This is a genomic window from Agrobacterium sp. lyk4-40-TYG-31 (genome assembly GCF_030209855.1).
GTDB classification, from domain to species: Bacteria; Pseudomonadota; Alphaproteobacteria; order Rhizobiales; family Rhizobiaceae; genus Agrobacterium; species Agrobacterium vaccinii.
Map to the genome: position 1 here is coordinate 56,674 of NZ_JARVRE010000001.1, position 19,879 is coordinate 76,552.

Below are 19,879 nucleotides of genomic sequence, written 5' to 3' on the forward strand. Positions count from 1 at the left end.
GGAGGGACACATGTCAGAGAATAATCCGGGCTTTTCGACACTGGCAATTCACGCCGGCGCCGAGCCAGACCCAACGACAGGCGCACGCGCCACGCCGATCTACCAGACGACGGCCTATGAATTCCGTGATTCCGATCACGCTGCTGCGCTATTCGGGCTGAAGGAATTCGGCAACATCTACACCCGCATCATGAACCCGACGCAAGCGGTGCTGGAAGAGCGTGTCGCAGCCCTCGAAGGCGGCACGGCGGCTTTGGCCGTTGCGTCTGGCCACGCAGCGCAGTTGCTCGTGTTCCACACGCTCCTGCAATCTGGCGATAATTTCGTGGCGGCCCGCCAGCTTTACGGCGGCTCCATCAACCAGTTCGGCCATTCTTTCCAGAATTTCGGCTGGCAGGTGCGGTGGGCGGATGCGGCAAATCCCGGCAGTTTCGAAACTCAGATCGATGAGCGCACCAAGGCGATCTTCATCGAGAGCCTGGCCAACCCTGGTGGCACTTTCGTCGATATCGCAGCGATTGCGCAGGTTGCCCACAAGCACGGCCTGCCGCTGATCGTGGATAACACCATGGCTAGCCCTTATCTGCTGCGCCCAATCGAACATGGTGCCGATATCGTCGTGCATTCGCTCACCAAGTTCCTCGGCGGCCATGGCAACTCCATGGGTGGAATCATCATCGATGGCGGCACCTTCGACTGGTCGGCCAGCGACAAATTCCCGGCATTGTCCAAGCCGCGACCAGAATATTCCGGCGTCGTTCTGCACCAGACATTCGGCAACTTCGCTTTTGCCATTGCAACCCGTGTCCTTGGCTTGCGAGACCTTGGCCCATCCATCGCGCCGTTCAACGCGTTTCTGATTCTCACTGGCATCGAGACGCTGGCCTTGCGTGTTCAACGCCATTCGGACAACGCTCTTGCCGTGGCCAAATGGTTGAACGCACATCCAAAAGTCGGCTGGGTCAATTATGCCGGTCTTGAGGACAGCGACAATCACACGCTGCAACAGCGTTATTCGCCAAAGGGGGCAGGGTCTGTCTTTACTTTCGGTGTGAAGGGCGGTTATGCGGCAGGCAAGGCCATCGTCGAAGGTCTGCAACTGTTCTCGCACGTCGCCAACATTGGTGACACACGCTCGCTCGTCATCCATCCGGCCTCCACCACCCATGCCCAGCTGACGCCAGAGCAGCAGACGGCGGCAGGTGCCGGACCGGACGTCGTGCGTCTGTCCGTCGGCATCGAAGACGTAAAGGACATCATCGCAGACCTCGAGCAGGCGCTCGCAAAGGTCTGATCAAAAAAGGAAGGTCGCTCATGACGCATAGTCTCAACTTCAAGTCAGAGGGCGACCTCGCCACCATCCAGCCGGAAAAGGGGGCGCCTGCACCTGACCGTCTCATCTCGGGCAATCCCGAGTTCACGACTTGGAACCTCGAAGAAGCATCAGGCGGTCTCTATGCGGGCATCTGGCAATCGACGCCCGGAAAGTGGCGTGTCGAATATGACGAGTGGGAATATTTCAATATTCTCGAAGGCTATTCCGTCCTTACCGAAGACGGTGCAGACCCAATCCACCTGAGACCCGGTGATCGCCTTATTCTCAGACCCGGCTTTAAGGGAAGCTGGGAAGTGGTTGAAACGACTCGCAAGGATTATGTGGTCAGGCTGTAGTCCGCGTCACCAGCGCGTCATCACGCCAAGCGACGGTATTTTCCCATCTAGTGAAATGAGTGCCATGTTTTCGATGATTGCTTGAGCGGCAAGAATGCGGTCGAAAGGGTCGCGGTGCTCGCCAGGTAGGATGGCACTGCGCACCATGTGCGCACTGTTGATCATAAGTTCAGAAAAGCCTTCTTGGTGTAGCACGCCTGAGAAGTCAGGTAACAGGAGAGACGCCGTGGGGCAGGTGGCCTTTCGAGAATTTGGTCGCTATCTCCCATGCCGACGCAGCACTAACGTAAATCTCATTTTGCGGATTAGCGATGATGGCCCGTGCCTCTTGCGACAATTGCGGGTCGTCACTCAACCACCAAAGTAACGCGTGGGTATCGAGCAAATATTTCATTCAGCCGAGAATGCCTTGAGCTCATCGTCGGTAAGAGGTTCGAAGAACTGTTTTCCAACCACAAGACGACCCTTGAAGCGCCCGGGCGTTCGGTTCTGCTTGAACGCTGGCTTGGCGGCGGTTTTGACTTCACGCTCAAAGAGCGCTTGTAGGTCCTGGCCGAGCTGAGACAACTCGTCACGCAACAGGCCAAGCGATTGCTCAGTCTCGCTATGTCGATTGTCTTTCGCCTTCGTTGCCAAGTGTTTGCTCCGGTTGACTGTGCTTACCATACAGCATCAGGCGCTTGGAAAAAAGCCCGTGTCACCACACCAAATCCAGCCTCTCCAACCCATGGAAATGATAGACATCCTTCACCTTCGGCGGGCTCGCTAGGCGTAGGTTGGGCAGTCGCTTGAACAGCAGGGGCAACACGATGTTCAGTTCCAGCCTTGCGAGCGGTGCGCCGATGCAGAAGTGGATGCCTGCGCCGAAAGAGAGGTTGGTGGCTTCGGCGCGATCCGGTTTGAAGGTGAGGGGATCGGTGAATTTCTGCGGGTCCAGATTGGCTGCGGCCAGGATCAGGCTGAGCTTGTCGCCGCGTTGGAACTGGACGCCATCGACCTCGACCGGCTCCAGTGCCCAGCGTTGAAAGATGTGGACCGGCGCGCCGATGCGCAGCGTTTCCTCGATGGTTCTTTCGGTCGTCTTTTCATCCGTAAAGAGCGTGGCGGGGTCAAGACCGCTCTTGAGGATGACATTAACGGAATTGCCGATCTGGTGCACGGTTGCTTCGTGCCCGGCGTTGAGAAGCACGATCGTGGTTGAGATCAACTCATCGTCTGTAAGAAGCTGGCCCTTATGCTCCGTGTGGATCATGTGGCTCAGTAGATCGTCCTTCGGCTCGGCGCGACGTTGCGCAATGACAGTGCGGATATAATCAGCGAACTCCCGGGCGGCTATATCTGCGGCCAGCTCATCGTCGCGGGTGCGCTTGAACATGTACATGCCGACATAGGCATGAGACCACTTCAGCAGTTGCGGGCCCATCTCCTCGGGAATGCCGATCATCCGCGCGATCATCGTCACGGGAATGATGTCGGCGAATGACGATAGCAGCTCCGTCTTGCCGTCCTTCTCGAAGCGGTCGATCAGCCTGTTGGCGAGCTCCTCGATTTCCGGCTTCATCTTTTCGACGTGGCGCGACACGAAGGCGCGGTTCACCAGCGTGCGCAGCCGCGTGTGCTCAGGTGGCTCGATTTCCAGCAGGGAGTGGCGCTCTGCCGCATCGAAGTGTCTGGTGTGTTCCGCGGGCTCCGGCAGTCCCAATTCATCGCGGCTGGCAATGTGGAGAATTTGCCGTCCGAAGCGCCTGTCGCGCAGCAGGGCGTTCACGTGGTCATAACCGGTAAAGAACCATTGCTTCTGCTCCTCCCAGAAGAAGGTGGGACAATGTGCGTGCAGCGCCGCGTAGGCAGCGTTTGGCGCGCTGTAGAAAGCGGGGTGACGGGCGTCGAGCGAAACCGAGCGGGTGCCGGGCGAGATGCGGAGGAAATCGGGCAATGTTGTCATGCCCGATCTTTAGCCCAAGGCGGTGCGGTGCGAAAGCGGTTCTATTCCCCCAAGGCCACACCTTCGCGCCTCGGGTCGGCACTGCCGACCAGTCCGCTGCCGGTGATTTCTATCGCATGCAGGCCGGAATTCATCTCGCCGGGTTTCACCTCGTAGCCCATTGCCTTCAGCGGTTCGGCGAATTTTTCCGCAGTTGTTCCGGCTTCGATGTCGTAGGTTCCGAAGCGATTGATGAGGTGCGGCTGCGCCACGATCTGCTCCACCGGCATACCCCAATCGATATAGGCCACCAGAGCCTGCGCAACATAGCCGATTATCTGACTGCCGCCGGGCGAGCCGATGGCCAGCAGCGGCTTTCCGTCCTTCATGACGATGGTCGGTGCCATGGAGGAGCGCGGTCTTTTGCCCGGCTCCACACGGTTGGCGACGGGCAGGCTGCCATCATGCGTCTTGAATGAGAAGTCCGTGAGTTCGTTGTTGAGCAGGAAGCCGTTGGTCATGAGCCGCGAGCCGAAGCCGCTCTCGATTGTCGTCGTCATGGAAAGCACGTTGCCCTGTTTGTCGACGATCACGAAGTGGCTGGTCGATGGCATTTCCAACGCCGCGCCGCGACCGAACAATAGGGCGTGATCCCACTCCGGCTCGCCTGCCTTCACGGCGTCGGCTGCTAGAGCCTTGTCGCCGTCCAGAAGGGCGGCGCGGGTGGCCAGATAATCCTTGCGCAACAGTCCCTTGATGGGGAGTGGCATGAAATCCGGGTCTGCCAGATAGCGTTCGCGGTCCGCAAAAGCGAGGCGCTGCGCATCGCCGATCAGACGCCAGCTCTCGACATTGTCGGCCCCGAGCGCCTTGATATCGAAGTTCTCGATGGTGCCGAGGATTTGGCCGACAGCGACAGCACCGGAGGAGGGTGGTCCCATGCCGCAAATATCCAGCGCCCGGTAGCTGGCACAGACCGGGTCACGCTCCTTCGTGCGATAATTGGAGAGATCGGCCAGCGACAGAACGCCGGGATTGCCGGTGGCCTCGCGGACCGTCTTGACGATGGCCTCGGCAATGGGGCCGCTGTAAAACGCATCCGCACCCTTGGTGGCGATGGTCTTTAGAGTTTCCGCATAGGCTGGATTTTTGAGAACGGCGCCTGCCTTGAGCGGCGCGCCGGATGCATTGTAGAAATAGTTGCGCGCGCCCTCGAACCTTTTCAGCCGGTCTCCCTCTGACGCAATGAGAGAAGCAAGGCGTGGCGATACGGTAAAGCCGTCGGAGGCGAGCGTTTCCGCGGGTTTGAGCAGATCCGCCCAGGACAGCTTGCCGTATTTCTTGTGAACATCCGATAGCAATCGCACCGTGCCCGGCGTGCCGACAGAGCGACCGCCCACCACCGCGTCCATGAATTTCAGCGGCTGACCGCTCTCATCTAGAAAGAGTTTCGGCGTTGCTTCCATCGGCGCGGTCTCGCGCCCATCGAAGGTGGTCAGCTTCTTTTGTGCGGCGTCGTAGTAGACGAGAAAGCTGCCGCCACCCAGACCAGAGCTTTGCGGCTCGACCAGCCCTAGAACGGTCTGAACCGCCACCATGGCGTCGATCGCGTTGCCACCATCGGCGATCACCTTGCGGCCCGCCTCCGCTGCCAGCGGGTTGGCGGCGGCCACCATGAAGTCTTTGGTTTCGACGCGCTTTGCGGTGGTCGTTCCCGTCGCGCGTTCCGGCGCGAGTGTGTCGGACGCCTGTTGGGCATGCGCGGTGCCGGTGACCAGTGTGGCAGATATCAATAGGCTGGTGACGAAGCCGAGATGCATGGCGAACCCTCCGTTGCTTGCGCCCATGATGGGAGAGCAAGCGCCCGAAGGTCAAGTCGCCATTAGCGATTGGCGATGTTTGCGATGCGGGTGAGGGCGGCAACCTGCCTGTCTGCATTGTTGTCGCAGGGGTCTTCGTCACGGTCGTTGGCGGGAATGACGATGTTGATCGAGCCCTCGCGAACGACAGTGCGATTACGCCCCTCTTTCTTTGCGCCGTAAAGCGCGCGGTCCGACATCGTCAACATGGCGTTGAGATCAGCGTCCGGCACTCTCTGGCAGAAAACGCCAGCACTGACGGTGGCGGAGAAGCGTTGTGCATCGGCAAACATTTCCAGCCGGCTGAAGTGGATACGGATGGCTTCGGCGAGAATGGCAACCTTGGCAGGGTCATCCGTTTCGATCAGACAGCCGAACTCCTCGCCGCCCATGCGGATCACCACGCCTTGCCCATCGGCAATCATCCCGGCCTGGGAGCAGAACTTCACCAGAACATCGTCACCGCACTGATGACCATATTCGTCATTGATCTTTTTGAAGTGGTCGATATCGAAAAGAATGAAGCCGATATGCCGCGACGTGCTGGAGAAACGCGCCTTCATGGCATCGAAAGCTTGCACTAGCCCACGGCGGTTGAGTGTTCCCGTCAGGTGATCGGTCATCGCCAGGTATTGGAGGCGGCGCTCTGCATCTTCCGTGAACATCTTGACGCTGAGCATCATCAGCACCGTGAAGCCGAATGCGCCGACGACGGCTATCGGGCCCGTCAGGGGTATGATCTGACCCGTCGCCAGATTGTAGGGAATAACAAGCGAAGCGGCCACGGCGCCTGCGAAGGATTGGACGATAAGTGCCGTCGCCAGAACTTTTCGGGTTTTCGAAATGAACTCTTTCGATGTCAGCAACACGCCCGCCAGCATGAAGTATCCGATTCCGGCGCAGACGTGGTAAAGAATGATCCGCGCGCTCGTGGTGTCACGAACAGGCGGAACGAACATGAAGGCAATCCAGACCAGAGGCGGAATGGCCACCCAGCCTTCGATCTTGCGGCCTTCAAGCAACAAGAGACCCGCCAGCCAGAAGCTGAAGCCCGCCAGCGCAGATATGTTGCCGAACTGGATGGATATAAAGTCAGGTATCACGCCACGCAGGGCCACAAGAATGGCACCGATGCCCACAAGGGCGAAACCTATGCCGAAGCAAAGGTGGTGCTTCTTGGCCGGTTGATGCAGCCACAGAACGGCCAGAACCGCCGAAAGCGTTAAGGTCTCCATGGACCAAAGTAGCATACCCGTCTTGGCGTCTAACACAGACCAAACCCCATCCGTCTCAGTGTTGCGCGGATCGGTGCGCTGCGTACTCAGAAAGTACGCGCCCATTCCGCATCTTAAATGAATTCCAGGTAAATACCTTCAGCCACGCTGGGGTGGTGTAAAATCGCCTCGGCAGCACTATCTGCCTCAATACCTAACAAGTCGTTTCTACTTGACGTTACGAGAGGTGACGAATGAATTATTTCAACGTGTTTAACCTTTGGTTGACCAACTTTGCGTTTCATCGTTGATGACGTCATTGCGCGTAGGAATGTCGGTGGTGTCATTTCCTGCGGACCTGTATGGCGACATCATCATTTGCCGGTGCGACATTAAGGATATCCGTCACCTCAGTCTTGAAGAACCGGGCAATCACACTCTATGTAGAGAGTAGACGAATAGAATTGATTCCGGCTGCGAATGCTCGCCGGTTAAGAGTTTACAAAGGACGGACATGACAAATCCAGTTGATACCGCCATGGCTCTGGTGCCGATGGTCGTGGAACAGACCAATCGCGGCGAGCGGTCCTACGATATCTATTCGCGTCTTCTCAAAGAGCGGATCATCTTCCTGACCGGTCCGGTCGAAGACCACATGGCATCGCTCGTTTGCGCACAGCTGCTGTTCCTGGAATCGGAAAACCCGAAGAAGGAAATCGCGCTTTACATCAATTCACCGGGTGGTGTCGTGACCGCCGGTATGGCGATTTACGATACGATGCAGTTCATCCGTCCTGCCGTGTCCACGCTGTGCGTTGGTCAGGCCGCGTCCATGGGTTCGCTGCTTCTGGCGGCCGGTGAAAAGGGCATGCGCTTCTGCACGCCCAACGCGCGCATCATGGTTCACCAGCCATCCGGCGGTTTCCAGGGCCAGGCTTCCGACATCGAGCGCCACGCCCGCGACATCATCAAGATGAAGCGCCGCCTCAATGACGTCTATGTGAAGCATACGGGCCGGACGCTCGAAGAAGTTGAAAATACGCTCGACCGTGACCATTTCATGGATGCGGATGAGGCGAAGGACTGGGGTGTCGTCGACAAGATTCTGACATCGCGTCAGGAAATCGAAGGCGCGACCGCAAGCTAAATTGCTGTTGTTCCGCGCAGGCTTTGAAGCTCCGAAGTGAAATTCGGGGTTTCAACGGAAAAATAAAGCGGTAATAGTAGTTATTAAGGCTGTGTTGAATTTTTATGACATAGCTTGAGATAAACCTGACTTAGCCAGATTTGGGGTTGAGAAGGGTGTCAGACCGAATAACCGGGCGAAGGCCCTGGAATTTGAAGGGGAATTCGTTGCCGCCGTCTATCAGGTCAAAAGCCTGATGCGGTTAGTACCCCGGGAACGAAGCGGACATGGATGCTTATAGGAAGCGACCGGTCCGCAGACGGTAAGTTGACCGCGTTTCGCATTGCGAAATTGCGGCGTGCTGGAAGGAAAGAGATATGAGCAAAGTCAGCGGCAGCAACGGCGGCGACTCTAAGAATACACTCTATTGTTCATTCTGCGGCAAGAGCCAGCACGAAGTCCGGAAACTCATTGCCGGGCCGACAGTATTCATTTGTGATGAATGCGTCGAATTGTGCATGGACATCATCCGCGAGGAGAACAAGACCTCGATGGTAAAGTCGCGCGAGGGTGTGCCCACTCCGCAGGACATCATCAAGATTCTCGATGAATATGTCATCGGCCAGAAGCAGGCGAAGAAAATCCTGTCCGTGGCTGTTCACAACCATTACAAGCGCCTCGCGAATTCGTCGAAGAACGGTGATATCGAACTGGCGAAATCCAACATCATGCTGGTCGGCCCGACCGGTTGCGGCAAGACCTATCTTGCCCAGACCTTGGCCCGTATCATCGATGTGCCCTTCACAATGGCTGACGCAACGACGCTGACCGAAGCCGGTTACGTGGGTGAGGATGTTGAAAACATCATTCTCAAGCTGCTCCAGTCCGCCGATTACAACGTTGAACGCGCCCAGCGTGGCATCGTCTATATCGACGAAGTGGACAAGATTTCCCGCAAGTCGGACAATCCTTCGATCACACGCGACGTGTCGGGCGAGGGCGTTCAGCAGGCGCTGTTGAAGATCATGGAAGGCACGGTCGCTTCCGTTCCTCCACAGGGTGGCCGCAAGCATCCGCAGCAGGAATTCCTGCAGGTGGATACGACCAACATCCTGTTCATCTGCGGCGGCGCATTTGCCGGTCTCGACAAGATCATTTCTGCCCGTGGCGAAAAGACCTCGATCGGTTTTGGCGCAACGGTGAAGGCGGAAGACGATCGTCGCGTTGGCGAAGTGCTGCGTGAACTGGAGCCGGAAGATCTCGTCAAGTTCGGCCTCATCCCCGAATTCATCGGTCGTCTGCCGGTTCTGGCAACGCTCGAAGATTTGGACGAAGACGCACTGATCCAGATTCTGTCGGAGCCGAAGAACGCGCTGATCAAGCAGTATCAACGCCTGTTCGAGATGGAAGACGTGGAATTGACATTCCAGGGCGACGCGCTGCGTGAGATCGCTCGCAAGGCGATCACCCGCAAGACAGGCGCACGCGGACTGCGTTCGATCATGGAGAAAATCCTGCTCGATACCATGTTCGAATTGCCGACCCTGGAAGGTGTGCGTGAAGTCGTCATTTCCGACGACGTAGTCAGCGGTGCTGCGCGTCCGCTCTACATATATGCTGATCGTCAGGACGAGAAGGCCAACGTTTCGGCCTGATCCATCATCGATAACAGAAATAGCGAAAGGCCTGCCTCTGGTGGGCCTTTTTGCGTATTATGCACGGGAAAGGACGCATTATCCCGTTGTGGTTCCATTTTGCGTTTGGAGCGCATTGCGCTTTGCTGCTAAAGTTTTAGAAGTGATTTGCAGCGCTGTATGACGTTTTTTTGAACGTCGGCTGTTTTCCCTGATCGTACTGGCGGAAGGATGATCGGGAAGGCGGGAGCGCAGAGTGATGTATTGCGTTTCAGGATTTTATCCGGCCCGGTGGGGCAGGGTATATGCTCTTGTGACTTGAAAATGACAGTGGCGAACTCCACTTTCAGTCACGACAAAGAATATGCCGGAAACTCCCAAGAAAGTCCGGCAGGCGTCCCTCCCAAGGGGACCATTGAAAGGAAATGATATGACGAACATTACGTCTGCTGCATCTGGTGGTACATATCCCGTACTTCCTCTGCGCGACATTGTCGTTTTCCCGCATATGATCGTTCCGCTGTTCGTCGGCCGGGAAAAATCCATCCGTGCTCTGGAAGAGGTCATGGGCTCCGACAAGCAGATCATGCTTGTGACTCAGATCAATGCTAGTGATGACGACCCGGATACCTCTGCCATCCACCGCGTCGGCACCATTGCAAACGTCCTGCAATTGCTGAAGCTGCCGGATGGCACCGTGAAGGTCCTGGTCGAAGGCAAGGGCCGCGCCAAGATCGAAGAATACACCGATCGTGAAGATTTCTACGAAGCGACTGCCGTATCGCTGGGTGAACCAGACGAAGACCCCGTCGAAATCGAGGCGCTGTCGCGCTCGGTCGTTTCCGAATTCGAGAGCTATGTAAAGCTCAACAAGAAGATTTCGCCTGAGGTCGTCGGCGCTGCCGGTCAGATCGACGACTATTCCAAGCTCGCCGATACGGTCGCATCGCATCTGTCCATTAAGATCGTTGAAAAGCAGGAAATGCTTGAGACCGTGAGCGTGAAGCAGCGCCTTGAAAAGGCACTCGGCTTCATGGAAGGCGAGATTTCCGTTCTTCAGGTCGAGAAGCGTATCCGCTCGCGCGTCAAGCGCCAGATGGAGAAGACCCAGCGCGAATATTACCTGAACGAGCAGATGAAGGCGATCCAGAAGGAGCTCGGCGACGGCGAGGATGGCCGCGACGAGATGGCTGAACTAGAAGAGCGCATCTCCAAAACGAAGCTTTCCAAGGAGGCCCGCGAGAAGGCGGATGCCGAAATGAAGAAGCTGCGTCAGATGAGCCCGATGTCTGCCGAATCGACGGTTGTTCGCAACTATCTTGACTGGCTGATTGGTCTGCCATGGGGCAAGAAGTCCAAGATCAAGACCGATCTGAACGCTGCCGAATCCGTTCTTGAGCTTGACCACTTCGGTCTCGACAAGGTCAAGGAACGCATCGTCGAGTATCTGGCCGTTCAGGCCCGCGCGACGAAGATTCGCGGCCCGATCCTGTGCCTCGTAGGTCCTCCAGGCGTTGGTAAGACGTCGCTTGCCAAGTCCATCGCAAAGGCTACCGGTCGCGAATATGTCCGCATGGCGCTGGGTGGCGTTCGCGATGAGGCGGAAATCCGCGGTCACCGCCGGACTTACATCGGCTCCATGCCTGGCAAAATCGTTCAGTCGATGAAGAAAGCCAAGAAGTCCAACCCGCTCTTCCTGCTCGATGAAATCGACAAGATGGGCCAGGATTTCCGTGGTGATCCATCGTCCGCTCTGCTCGAGGTGCTGGATCCAGAACAGAACTCCACATTCATGGACCACTATCTCGAAGTGGAATATGACCTGTCGGACGTCATGTTCGTGACCACGGCCAATACGCTGAACATTCCTGGCCCGTTGATGGACCGTATGGAAGTCATCCGTATCGCCGGTTACACGGAAGACGAAAAGCGGGAAATCGCCAAGCGTCACCTGCTGCCGAAAGCCATCAAGGAGCATGCGTTGCGCCCGGAGGAGTTCTCCGTCAGCGACGATGCCCTGATGGCCATCAGCCAGCAATACACCCGTGAAGCAGGCGTTCGTAACTTTGAGCGCGAATTGATGAAACTGGCGCGTAAGGCTGTGACCGAGATCATCAAAGGCAAGTCGACATCCGTTGCTGTCACCGCCGCCAACATTCAGGACTATCTGGGTGTGCCGCGCTTCCGCCACGGCGAAGCCGAGCGTGAAGATCAGGTCGGCGTCGTCACCGGTCTTGCATGGACCGAGGTGGGCGGCGAGTTGCTCACCATCGAAGGCGTCATGATGCCGGGCAAGGGTCGTATGACCGTGACCGGTAACCTGAAGGAAGTGATGAAGGAATCGATTTCGGCGGCGGCATCCTATGTCCGCTCGCGTGCAGTTGATTTCGGCATCGAGCCTCCACGTTTCGACAAGTCTGATATCCATGTTCACGTGCCAGAAGGCGCGACACCGAAGGATGGTCCATCTGCCGGTGTTGCCATGGCAACAGCAATCGTGTCGATCATGACCGGTATTGCTGTCGATAAGAATGTTGCGATGACGGGTGAAATCACCCTTCGTGGTCGCGTTCTGCCGATTGGCGGTTTGAAGGAGAAGTTGCTTGCGGCGCTTCGTGGCGGCATCAAGAAGGTGCTGATCCCCGAAGAGAACGCGAAAGACCTCGCCGACATTCCCGATAACGTGAAAAACGAGATGGAAATCATCCCGGTTTCGCTCATGGGAGAGGTGCTGAAACATGCGCTGGTCCGCATGCCTGACCCAATCGAATGGGATGGTAGCATCGAGACGCCGTTGATTGCGACCGTTGAAGGTGTGGACGATGGCGGCCAGACAATCGCACATTGAGATGTGACTGACAGGTCTGGTGCTAATTTAGCACAAAAACGTTGAAAGGCTGGCAGAAATGCCAGCCTTTTTTGTGAAAAGATTGCTAGACCCCTTGTTTTTCAGGCCATTCCAGCGCTTTTGGGTGGCGGTACGCGAATAGATAAGTATTCTGCGCCAATCCAATTTGAGTCGTTTCAAACCATTGAAAGGGGTGGAAACATGAACAAGAACGAGCTCGTTTCTGCAGTTGCCGAAAAGGCTGGTCTTACTAAGGCTGATGCCGCTTCTGCCGTCGACGCAGTATTCGAAACCGTCCAGGGCGAACTGAAGGCCGGTGGCGACATTCGTCTCGCTGGCTTCGGCAGCTTCACCGTAAGCCGCCGCGAAGCCTCCAAGGGCCGTAACCCATCCACGGGTGCAGAAGTCGATATTCCGGCTCGCAACGTTCCAAAGTTCTCTGCAGGCAAGGGCCTGAAGGACGCTGTTAACTCCTAAGTTTTCGGGAGCTGTCTGCGCCTACGGCGTGGCAACGGTGTTCAGGTATACCAGGAACGATTTTGGCTCTTTGCTCAATTGAGCGAAATGACGCCACTGAAATGCTAAAAGCCCGGCTCTGCCGGGCTTTTTGTTTTCAGGTGAGTTCCTGCTATCGAACATCGGTTACAATACGGCTCATATGCTTTAGCGCTTTCTGATTGTCATGCGCCTGTCACGTCCATGTCGCAAAAGCCCTCATGCATTTTTCAATGCCATGAAGGGGACACCATGACATTTCGCTTTTCCAGTGCCGCGCTTACCGCTGCCCTGTTTGCCTCCGCCGCCTTTCCAGCAGCTGCCGAGCAGGTCTTTAACCGCATCGCATCCTTTCCGGTCGCTCTCAATCTGCCCGCTGACAAGGACCAGAAAACGATAACCTCGGCGGAAATCGTCACGGCCAGTGAAGATGGCAACACGCTTGTCTACTCCGACAGCCCGCTTGGTGGCATCGGGTTCATCGACATAAAGGATGCCAAGGCACCGAAGGCGCTTGGCGCGCTGATGATGGATGGCGAACCGACATCGGTTGCCGTGTCGGGCTCCAAGGTTCTTGCTGGCGTCAACACTTCCGAGAGCTACGTCAAGCCATCCGGCAAGCTGGTGACGGTCGATATCGCCACCCGCACGATCGAAGCCAGTTGCGACCTTGGCGGTCAGCCGGACTCGGTTGCTATTTCTCCTGATAAGAGCTTCGTAGCGATTGCCATCGAAAACGAGCGCGACGAAGAGGTCAATGACGGCGCGCTTCCGCAAATGCCTGCCGGTTTCCTCGTTACGATCGGCCTGAAAAATGGTGCACCGGATTGCTCGACGCTGAAGAAAATCGATGTCACCGGCCTTGCCGAAATCTCCCCTGAAGATCCAGAGCCGGAATTCGTTTCCATCAATGCCAATGGCGAGATTGCGCTGACGCTTCAGGAAAACAACCATATCGTCATCATCGACGGCAAAAGCGGAAAAGTGACCAGCCACTTTTCCGCCGGTACGGTTGATCTGAAGGGCATCGACACCAAGACCGATGGCCAGTTGAAATTCACAGACAGCCAGGATGCGCGCAAGCGCGAGCCGGACGCGTTGAAATGGCTGGACAATGACCGCATCGTCATCGCCAACGAGGGTGACTGGCAGGGCGGTTCGCGGGGCTTCACCATTTTCGACAAGACCGGCAAGCTTCTCTATGAAGCCAATTCGTCCTTCGAACATGCCGTCGCAGCCCTCGGTCACTACCCGGAAAAGCGCTCAAAAGCGAAGGGCATCGAGCCTGAAGGTCTTGAGACCGCGACGTTCGGCAATGACAAATATTTCTTCGTTCTGGCCGAGCGCGCATCCGTCGTTGGCGTCTACAAAGATACCGGCGGCGAGCCGCAGCTGACGCAAATCCTGCCATCTGGCATTTCGCCGGAAGGTGCGGTCGCCATTCCCTCGCGCAACCTGCTGGTGACAGCCAACGAGGCTGATCTGGTCGAGGATGGCGGCGCCCGCTCGCATGTGATGATTTATGAGCGTGCGGAAGGGCAGGCGGCTTATCCGCAGCTCATCTCTGCCACCGTCGATGGCGCGCCGATTGGCTGGGGCGCTCTATCCGGCCTGACGGCGGATGCGGAAAAGGACGGTATTCTCTATGGGATCTCCGACTCGGTCTACGGTAACCAGCCGTCGATCTACACCATCGACGCCACGAAGAAGCCCGCTGTGATCACCAGCGTTTTGCTGGTGAAGCGTGACGGTCTGGCAGCGCAGAAGCTCGACATGGAAGGCATCACGTTGGACGGTAAGGGGGGCTTCTGGGTCGCATCCGAAGGCAACAGCGAAAAGCTCGTTCCGCACGCGCTTTACAACATCAATGCCAAAGGCGAGATCAAAGCCGAGATTGCTCTCCCAAAAGAATTGCTGGAAGGCGAAACCCGCTTCGGTTTCGAAGGCGTGACGATGATCGGCAAGGGCGATGATGCGACGCTTTGGATGGCCGTTCAGCGCGAATGGGGCAAGGCTGAAAAGGGCAAGGTCAAGCTCGTCTCCTACAATCTGAAGTCCAAGGAGTGGGGTGCCGTGCACTATCCGCTTGATAAGACCGATGACGGCTGGGTCGGCCTGTCCGAAATAACCGCGCACGGCGACAACGTCTATATCGTCGAGCGGGACAACCAGATCGGCGACAAAGCCAAGTTCAAGAAGCTCTACAGCGTTGCCATTGCCGACCTTAAACCCGGCAAGATCGGTGGTGAACTGCCGCTCGTCAAAAAGACCGAAGTGCACGATTTCCTGCCGGACCTGAAATCCCAAACAAACGGTTACATCGTCGACAAGCTGGAAGGCTTCGCCTTCGACAAATCCGGCAAGGCGTTCGCTGTGACCGACAATGATGGCGTTGACGATTCGTCCGGTGAGACTTTGTTCTTCCCGGTCGATATCAAGGGTACGCATTAAGCGCGAGGTGGATGGCCGGGATATTGATATCTCGGCGTCAGGACGACATGAGAAGTTAGCATTGATATTGAAGCGCTCGCAATCGACAGGTTGCGGGCGTTTTTATTGAGGGACATATTGTCACCACACATTTTGGCAGCCACTGCCGCGCCGTCTATATTTGCAACAGATGTATTGGAATTCACGCATGCTGAAGCTTGACCACCTTACAGTCATCGCCCCGACCTTGAGCGAAGGGGTTTCGCATGTCGAAAATTGTCTCGGCATCCGGGTGCCGTTCGGGACGAACCATGAATATATGGGCACCCACAATCATCGCCTTCAGCTGGGAAATTCCGTCTATCTCGAGATCGTGGCTCTTGATCCGGTTGGCAAAACGCCTGGTCGTGCGCGCTGGTTCGGTCTCGACAGTCAGGAGAAAGTCAGAGCAGACTGGAATGAAGGGCGCCGTTTGCGAGGATGGGTTGCCAATACGAATGCGATCGATCCTGTCGTAGCACGGCATGGCGCAATTCTGGGAGAAAAGGTCTCGCTGCCGGATGACGATCCGACTTTCGACTTCGCCATTCCCAGGGATGGTGCACTCCCTTTGGACGGCGTCGCTCCCTCAGTGATCGACCATCGAGGAGACACCGCCTATGTGGCCTTAATTCCCGATCTAGGCGCGCGACTTAGCTCTTTCACACTTGAGCATCCTGACCCCGCCGGCATCGGGACCCTTTACCGCGAACTGGGCGTCTATCATCCACCGATGATTGTTCAACGTCCGTCAATCCGCTACCGGGCCCTCATCGACGCACCCAGTGGATTGCGAGAGCTGACCTGAACCGGAAGAAACTTGAGGGACAGAATATTTGCCAATACGAATTGAGATAGAAAGCCAGCCCCATGAGCAAGACCAGCGCCTCATCGATGAAGGGCTGGACATATTCAATTTTGCAAAAGCCGGGCCGGACAATCCGCAGGATTTATGGGTTATGGCACGGGACCCCAATGGAAGCCTGATCGGCGGCCTGAAAGGGCGTTCAACCTATGCCTGGCTTTTTATCGACTGGCTGTGGGTTTCATCCGAGGTGCGGGGGCAGGGCGTCGGCGCGAAACTCATGAAGAAGGCAGAGGACGCCGCGCAGCAACGTAAATGCCTTGGCGCTTACGTGTCTACGTTCAGTTTCCAGGCACCGGAATTTTATCGTCGGATCGGCTATGAGGATTTTGGACGAATCGAGGACTTTCCGGTCGGCCACGCCTGCATTTGGCTCAAAAAGACTTTTAACCAGCCAGAAAACGCGTAAGGCCCCTTGGAAGGGTCGTGTCAGGTGCCGGGTGCGGCAACACCCGGCCTCTCGTTAGTCCTTCAAAGCATACTTTTCCAGCGCATCCCGGTTGATCTCGATCCCGAGACCCGGGCCATCCGGTATCTGCACGACGCCTTCCACGTGATCCAGCGGGCTGGTGAGAACGGCCTGGCGGTACGGGTTCTCCGTGCGGTCGAATTCCAGAATCGGCGGACGCGGGTTGCGGCGGGCAGGGTCCGGTGTCAGTGATGCCATCAATTGCAACGCGGCTGCGATGGCAACACCCGTGCCCCAGACATGCGGAACGACGCGCACGCCATAGAGGCTTGCGAGATCGACGATGCGTTTCGTTTCCGAAAATCCACCAGCACCGGCAAGGTCCGGCTGGAGAATATCGACTACTCTGTTCTCCAGCGGCGCGCGCATGCCGTAACGGCCGTGCCAGGTTTCACCACCGGCAACAGGGATGGGTTGACCGGTTCGCACCGCCTGATAGGCCTCCAGTTGTTCCGGCACCACCGGTTCCTCAAACCAATCTATGCCGAGAGGGGCCAGCGCCTTGCCGACCTCGATGGCCTCCAATGCGTCGTAACCGTGATTGGCGTCGATCATGATGCGGACATCGGGACCGACTGCTTCGCGTGCAGCACGGATGACGGCGATGTCTTCCGCCACATCGAAGCCGATCTTGATCTTGACGGCATGGAAGCCCTGTTTTGCGTAGCCCGCAACCTCTGCTGCCACATCGGAAACGGCATCCACACCATCCTTACGGAAGGAGCCCGTTGCATAGGCCTTGACGCTTTCACGGAAGCGACCGCCCAGCAGACGTGAGACGGAGGTGCCGAATCGCTTACCCTTGATATCCCAAAGCGCAATGTCGATGCCGCTCAGTGCCGTCACGGTTAGACCGCGTTGGCCCTGATCGCGCAGCAAATTGTAAAGCTGATGCCAGATGATTTCGATATCCAGCGGGTCTTTGCCAATCAGGTGCGGCGTGTAAGCGGCAACGACAGCAGCATTCGGCTTGGCCGGGCCGAGGCATTCGCCCCAGCCCACGGTGCCATCATCGCAAATAATTTCCACAAGGCAGTGAATACGCCGCTCGAAGCGCATGGAAGCGCTTTCGAAGGCATGGCCCAGCTTGTAATCCAGCAGATGAGTGCGAACCGATTCTATTTTCATGGCTTGTAAGGTCCGATCAACGCTTCAAGCATTCCCACTTCTTCCGCCGTGAGGTCTGTCAGTGGCGCCCGAACCGGGCCTGCATCGAAGCCCATGAGACGGACACCGGCCTTGATGGCAGAAACGGCGTAGCCCTTCTGGCGGTTACGGATGTCCATGAAGGGGTAGAAAAAGTCGATGAGAATGCGGTCCGTCGTTGCTCTGTCGCCTGCGCGCAGAGCCTTGTAGAACTCCTGCGCCAGCGCTGGCACGAAGTTGAAGACGGCGGAAGAATAGGTTGTCACGCCCGCTCCAAGATAGGCATCGGCAAAAAGCTCAGCCGTCGGCATGCCGCCGAGATAGGTCAGGCGCTCGCCAAGCGTCGCGGTGATCTTGCGCACGAGGCCGATATCCCCGGATCCATCCTTGAAGCCAACGAGGTTGGGGCAGCTATCGCAAAGTTTCTGCAGCGTTTCAGCGGTCAGAATGGAATTGTCGCGGTTATAGACCATGACACCGATGGAAACGGAATCACAGACAGCCTTGATGTGGGCGTAGAGGCCTGCCTGCGATGCATCCATCAGGTAATGCGGCAGCAACAGAATGCCATCGGCACCGGCTTTTTCCGCACTCTGCGCGATCTGGATGGCGATCTTAGTGCCGTAACCGCAGCCAGAAACGATGGGCACGGAACCCGCAGCGGACTTCGCAGCCTTAACCACAGTGCCTACTTCTTCGGGCGCCAGCGAGAAAAACTCACCCGTGCCACCGGCGGCGAAAAGCACCGTCGCATCAAAGCCGGACAGCCAGCTGACGTGGTCGAGATAAGGCTTTTCGTTGAATTCGCCGTCTTGGGTGAAAGGCGTGACAGGGAAAGAGAGCAGGCCCGCACCAAGTGCGACTTTAAGTTCCTGTGGGTCCATAGCCATGAAATTCGAGTCTCCGATTGTTTGTTGAGGCTGATAATATTCGAGATATGACCTGTGTCAATAACTTATAATACAAGTTGGAAAATTTGATTGATGGTTTTGGTCCCAAAGATACCTGGTACAGACCGGCATGATGCGCCTTTAGAGACACATCCAAGCTGACCGCAACATGAGGGTCTTGAATATCGCCCGCCGCCTAGCGTAGACATAAGATAACAGAGGAATTTACGTATGACCACAGGCCGAATAGCGCCGGGGAGATCCGGGAGAATCGAGGAGGAAACATGCTGAAGACACTGTTATTGACGGGTGCCGCAGGTGGCGTAGGCAACGCGATCCGTCCGCTGCTGAAGGACATTACCGAAACGGTCGTGCTATCCGACATGGTCGAGATCACCGATCTGGCGGCACATGAAAGTTTCGTACAATGCGATCTTTCCAACCGGGCCGAGGTGGACAAGGCCGTGTCCGGTGTGGATGGCATCATCCATCTCGGCGGCATTTCGGTGGAGAAGCCGTTCGAACTGATCCTCAAGGGCAACATCGAGGGTGTCTATAACCTCTATGAAGCGGCGCGGCACAATGGCCAGCCGCGTATCATCTTTGCCAGCTCTAATCATACGATTGGTTATCACCGCCGCGACGAGAGGCTGGACGGCAACTCGCTCATGCGTCCCGATTCGCTCTATGGCGTGTCAAAATGCTTCGGTGAAAATCTGGCCAGCTTCTATTTCGACAAATTCGGGCAGGAAACACTGTCGGTGCGCATCGGTTCGCTGACCCCAAAGCCGCAGACCACGCGCATGCTGGCGACGTGGCTGAGCGCTGGTGACTTCGTGTCGCTATGCGTGCGTGGTTTCGAGGCGCCAAGGCTCGGCAATGCCGTGGTTTACGGCGCATCGAACAACGACGATAGCTGGTGGGACAATGGCGGCGCGGCCTTCCTGGGTTGGAAGCCGCAGGACAACTCGGCGAAGTGGCGCGCCGAGGTGCTGAGCGAAGCCGGAAAAGAGGACCCGAAAGATCCAGCCCATATCTATCAAGGTGGTGCTTTCACCAAGCTTGGACATCCGGCGGATGGTTGATAGCGGGCTTCAAGGGGGAGGGAATTGCCGGGGTACGATGCTACTTCGGCTTATCCTGGTTCTCTGAGTCGTATTGTACCCAGCGGAAAAAGAAGTAGATCGGCAGCGCAATCAGCGCCAGCGTGACGATTGAGTTCGCAAACATGGTTCATCCCATAGCAAAGCGGCTTCATCATGAAGTCGA

General features: G+C 56.8%; 18 protein-coding genes. 10 read left to right on the forward strand and 8 right to left on the reverse strand.

Annotated features, from left to right (window positions below):
* Positions 1 to 10 precede the first annotated feature (10 nt).
* Positions 11 to 1,294, forward strand: a complete 1,284-nt coding sequence (locus tag QRN55_RS00395; protein ID WP_284773882.1) for an O-acetylhomoserine aminocarboxypropyltransferase — start codon at positions 11 to 13, stop codon at positions 1,292 to 1,294.
* 20 nt (positions 1,295 to 1,314) lie between these two features.
* Positions 1,315 to 1,671, forward strand: a complete 357-nt coding sequence (locus QRN55_RS00400; protein WP_284773884.1) for a cupin domain-containing protein — start codon at positions 1,315 to 1,317, stop codon at positions 1,669 to 1,671.
* A 6-nt stretch (positions 1,672 to 1,677) separates the two neighbouring features.
* On the opposite strand, the gene QRN55_RS00405 is transcribed toward QRN55_RS00400, so the two are convergent.
* The 6 genes from QRN55_RS00405 to QRN55_RS00430 all read right to left on the reverse strand — a co-directional run bounded on the left by QRN55_RS00405 (position 1,678) and on the right by QRN55_RS00430 (position 6,689).
* Positions 1,678 to 1,836, reverse strand: a complete 159-nt coding sequence (locus tag QRN55_RS00405) for a PIN domain-containing protein (protein ID WP_284773886.1) — start codon at positions 1,834 to 1,836, stop codon at positions 1,678 to 1,680.
* A 40-nt stretch (positions 1,837 to 1,876) separates the two neighbouring features.
* On the reverse strand, positions 1,877 to 2,065 hold the full coding sequence (locus QRN55_RS00410; RefSeq protein ID WP_284773888.1) for a type II toxin-antitoxin system VapC family toxin: 189 nt from the start codon (positions 2,063 to 2,065) through the stop codon (positions 1,877 to 1,879).
* Positions 2,062 to 2,307, reverse strand: a complete 246-nt coding sequence (locus tag QRN55_RS00415; RefSeq protein ID WP_284773889.1) for a hypothetical protein — start codon at positions 2,305 to 2,307, stop codon at positions 2,062 to 2,064. The genes QRN55_RS00410 and QRN55_RS00415 overlap by 4 nt, the downstream gene beginning before the upstream one ends.
* 61 nt (positions 2,308 to 2,368) lie before the next feature.
* Positions 2,369 to 3,616 (reverse strand): cytochrome P450, encoded by a 1,248-nt coding sequence (locus QRN55_RS00420; protein WP_284773892.1) that lies wholly within the window; start codon positions 3,614 to 3,616, stop codon positions 2,369 to 2,371.
* A 41-nt stretch (positions 3,617 to 3,657) separates the two neighbouring features.
* Positions 3,658 to 5,415 (reverse strand): gamma-glutamyltransferase, encoded by a 1,758-nt coding sequence (ggt, locus tag QRN55_RS00425; protein WP_284773894.1) that lies wholly within the window; start codon positions 5,413 to 5,415, stop codon positions 3,658 to 3,660.
* 62 nt (positions 5,416 to 5,477) lie between these two features.
* The gene (locus tag QRN55_RS00430) at positions 5,478 to 6,689 is read right to left on the reverse strand and encodes a GGDEF domain-containing protein (protein ID WP_284773895.1); all 1,212 of its coding nucleotides are present in this window, start codon (positions 6,687 to 6,689) and stop codon (positions 5,478 to 5,480) included.
* Between the two features lie 493 nt (positions 6,690 to 7,182).
* On the opposite strand from QRN55_RS00430, the gene clpP reads away from it, so the two are divergent.
* The 7 genes from clpP (at position 7,183) to QRN55_RS00465 (ending at position 16,514) form a co-directional block, all read left to right on the forward strand.
* Positions 7,183 to 7,815, forward strand: coding sequence for an ATP-dependent Clp endopeptidase proteolytic subunit ClpP (clpP, locus tag QRN55_RS00435; protein WP_284773897.1), 633 nt, complete (start codon positions 7,183 to 7,185; stop codon positions 7,813 to 7,815).
* Between the two features lie 356 nt (positions 7,816 to 8,171).
* Positions 8,172 to 9,449, forward strand: a complete 1,278-nt coding sequence (gene clpX / locus QRN55_RS00440; RefSeq protein ID WP_111838973.1) for an ATP-dependent Clp protease ATP-binding subunit ClpX — start codon at positions 8,172 to 8,174, stop codon at positions 9,447 to 9,449.
* Between the two features lie 409 nt (positions 9,450 to 9,858).
* The gene (gene lon / locus QRN55_RS00445) at positions 9,859 to 12,276 is read left to right on the forward strand and encodes an endopeptidase La (protein WP_111838974.1); all 2,418 of its coding nucleotides are present in this window, start codon (positions 9,859 to 9,861) and stop codon (positions 12,274 to 12,276) included.
* Positions 12,277 to 12,459: 183 nt separating this feature from the next.
* A complete protein-coding gene (hupB, locus tag QRN55_RS00450) occupies positions 12,460 to 12,753 on the forward strand; it encodes a DNA-binding protein HupB (protein WP_446737711.1) in 294 nt (97 codons plus the stop codon).
* Between the two features lie 270 nt (positions 12,754 to 13,023).
* Positions 13,024 to 15,222: an esterase-like activity of phytase family protein gene (locus tag QRN55_RS00455; protein WP_284773901.1), complete on the forward strand. Its 2,199-nt coding sequence runs from the start codon at positions 13,024 to 13,026 to the stop codon at positions 15,220 to 15,222.
* A 187-nt stretch (positions 15,223 to 15,409) separates the two neighbouring features.
* Positions 15,410 to 16,048: a VOC family protein gene (locus tag QRN55_RS00460; protein ID WP_284773902.1), complete on the forward strand. Its 639-nt coding sequence runs from the start codon at positions 15,410 to 15,412 to the stop codon at positions 16,046 to 16,048.
* Positions 16,049 to 16,076: 28 nt separating this feature from the next.
* Complete coding sequence (locus QRN55_RS00465; RefSeq protein WP_284773905.1) at positions 16,077 to 16,514, forward strand: GNAT family N-acetyltransferase; 438 nt, start codon at positions 16,077 to 16,079, stop codon at positions 16,512 to 16,514.
* Positions 16,515 to 16,568: 54 nt separating this feature from the next.
* Here QRN55_RS00465 and QRN55_RS00470 read toward each other — a convergent pair whose 3' ends face one another.
* Both QRN55_RS00470 and kdgD read right to left on the reverse strand, forming a co-directional pair.
* Positions 16,569 to 17,702, reverse strand: coding sequence for a mandelate racemase/muconate lactonizing enzyme family protein (locus tag QRN55_RS00470; protein WP_284773906.1), 1,134 nt, complete (start codon positions 17,700 to 17,702; stop codon positions 16,569 to 16,571).
* Positions 17,699 to 18,604 (reverse strand): 5-dehydro-4-deoxyglucarate dehydratase, encoded by a 906-nt coding sequence (gene kdgD, locus QRN55_RS00475; RefSeq protein WP_111839095.1) that lies wholly within the window; start codon positions 18,602 to 18,604, stop codon positions 17,699 to 17,701. Before kdgD ends, QRN55_RS00470 begins: the two co-directional genes overlap by 4 nt.
* A gap of 290 nt (positions 18,605 to 18,894) precedes the next feature.
* Between kdgD and QRN55_RS00480 the strand changes: the two genes are divergently transcribed.
* Entirely contained in the window at positions 18,895 to 19,695 is an 801-nt protein-coding gene (locus tag QRN55_RS00480) for an NAD-dependent epimerase/dehydratase family protein (protein ID WP_284773908.1), read from the forward strand.
* The last annotated feature ends 184 nt before the right edge of the window (positions 19,696 to 19,879 follow it).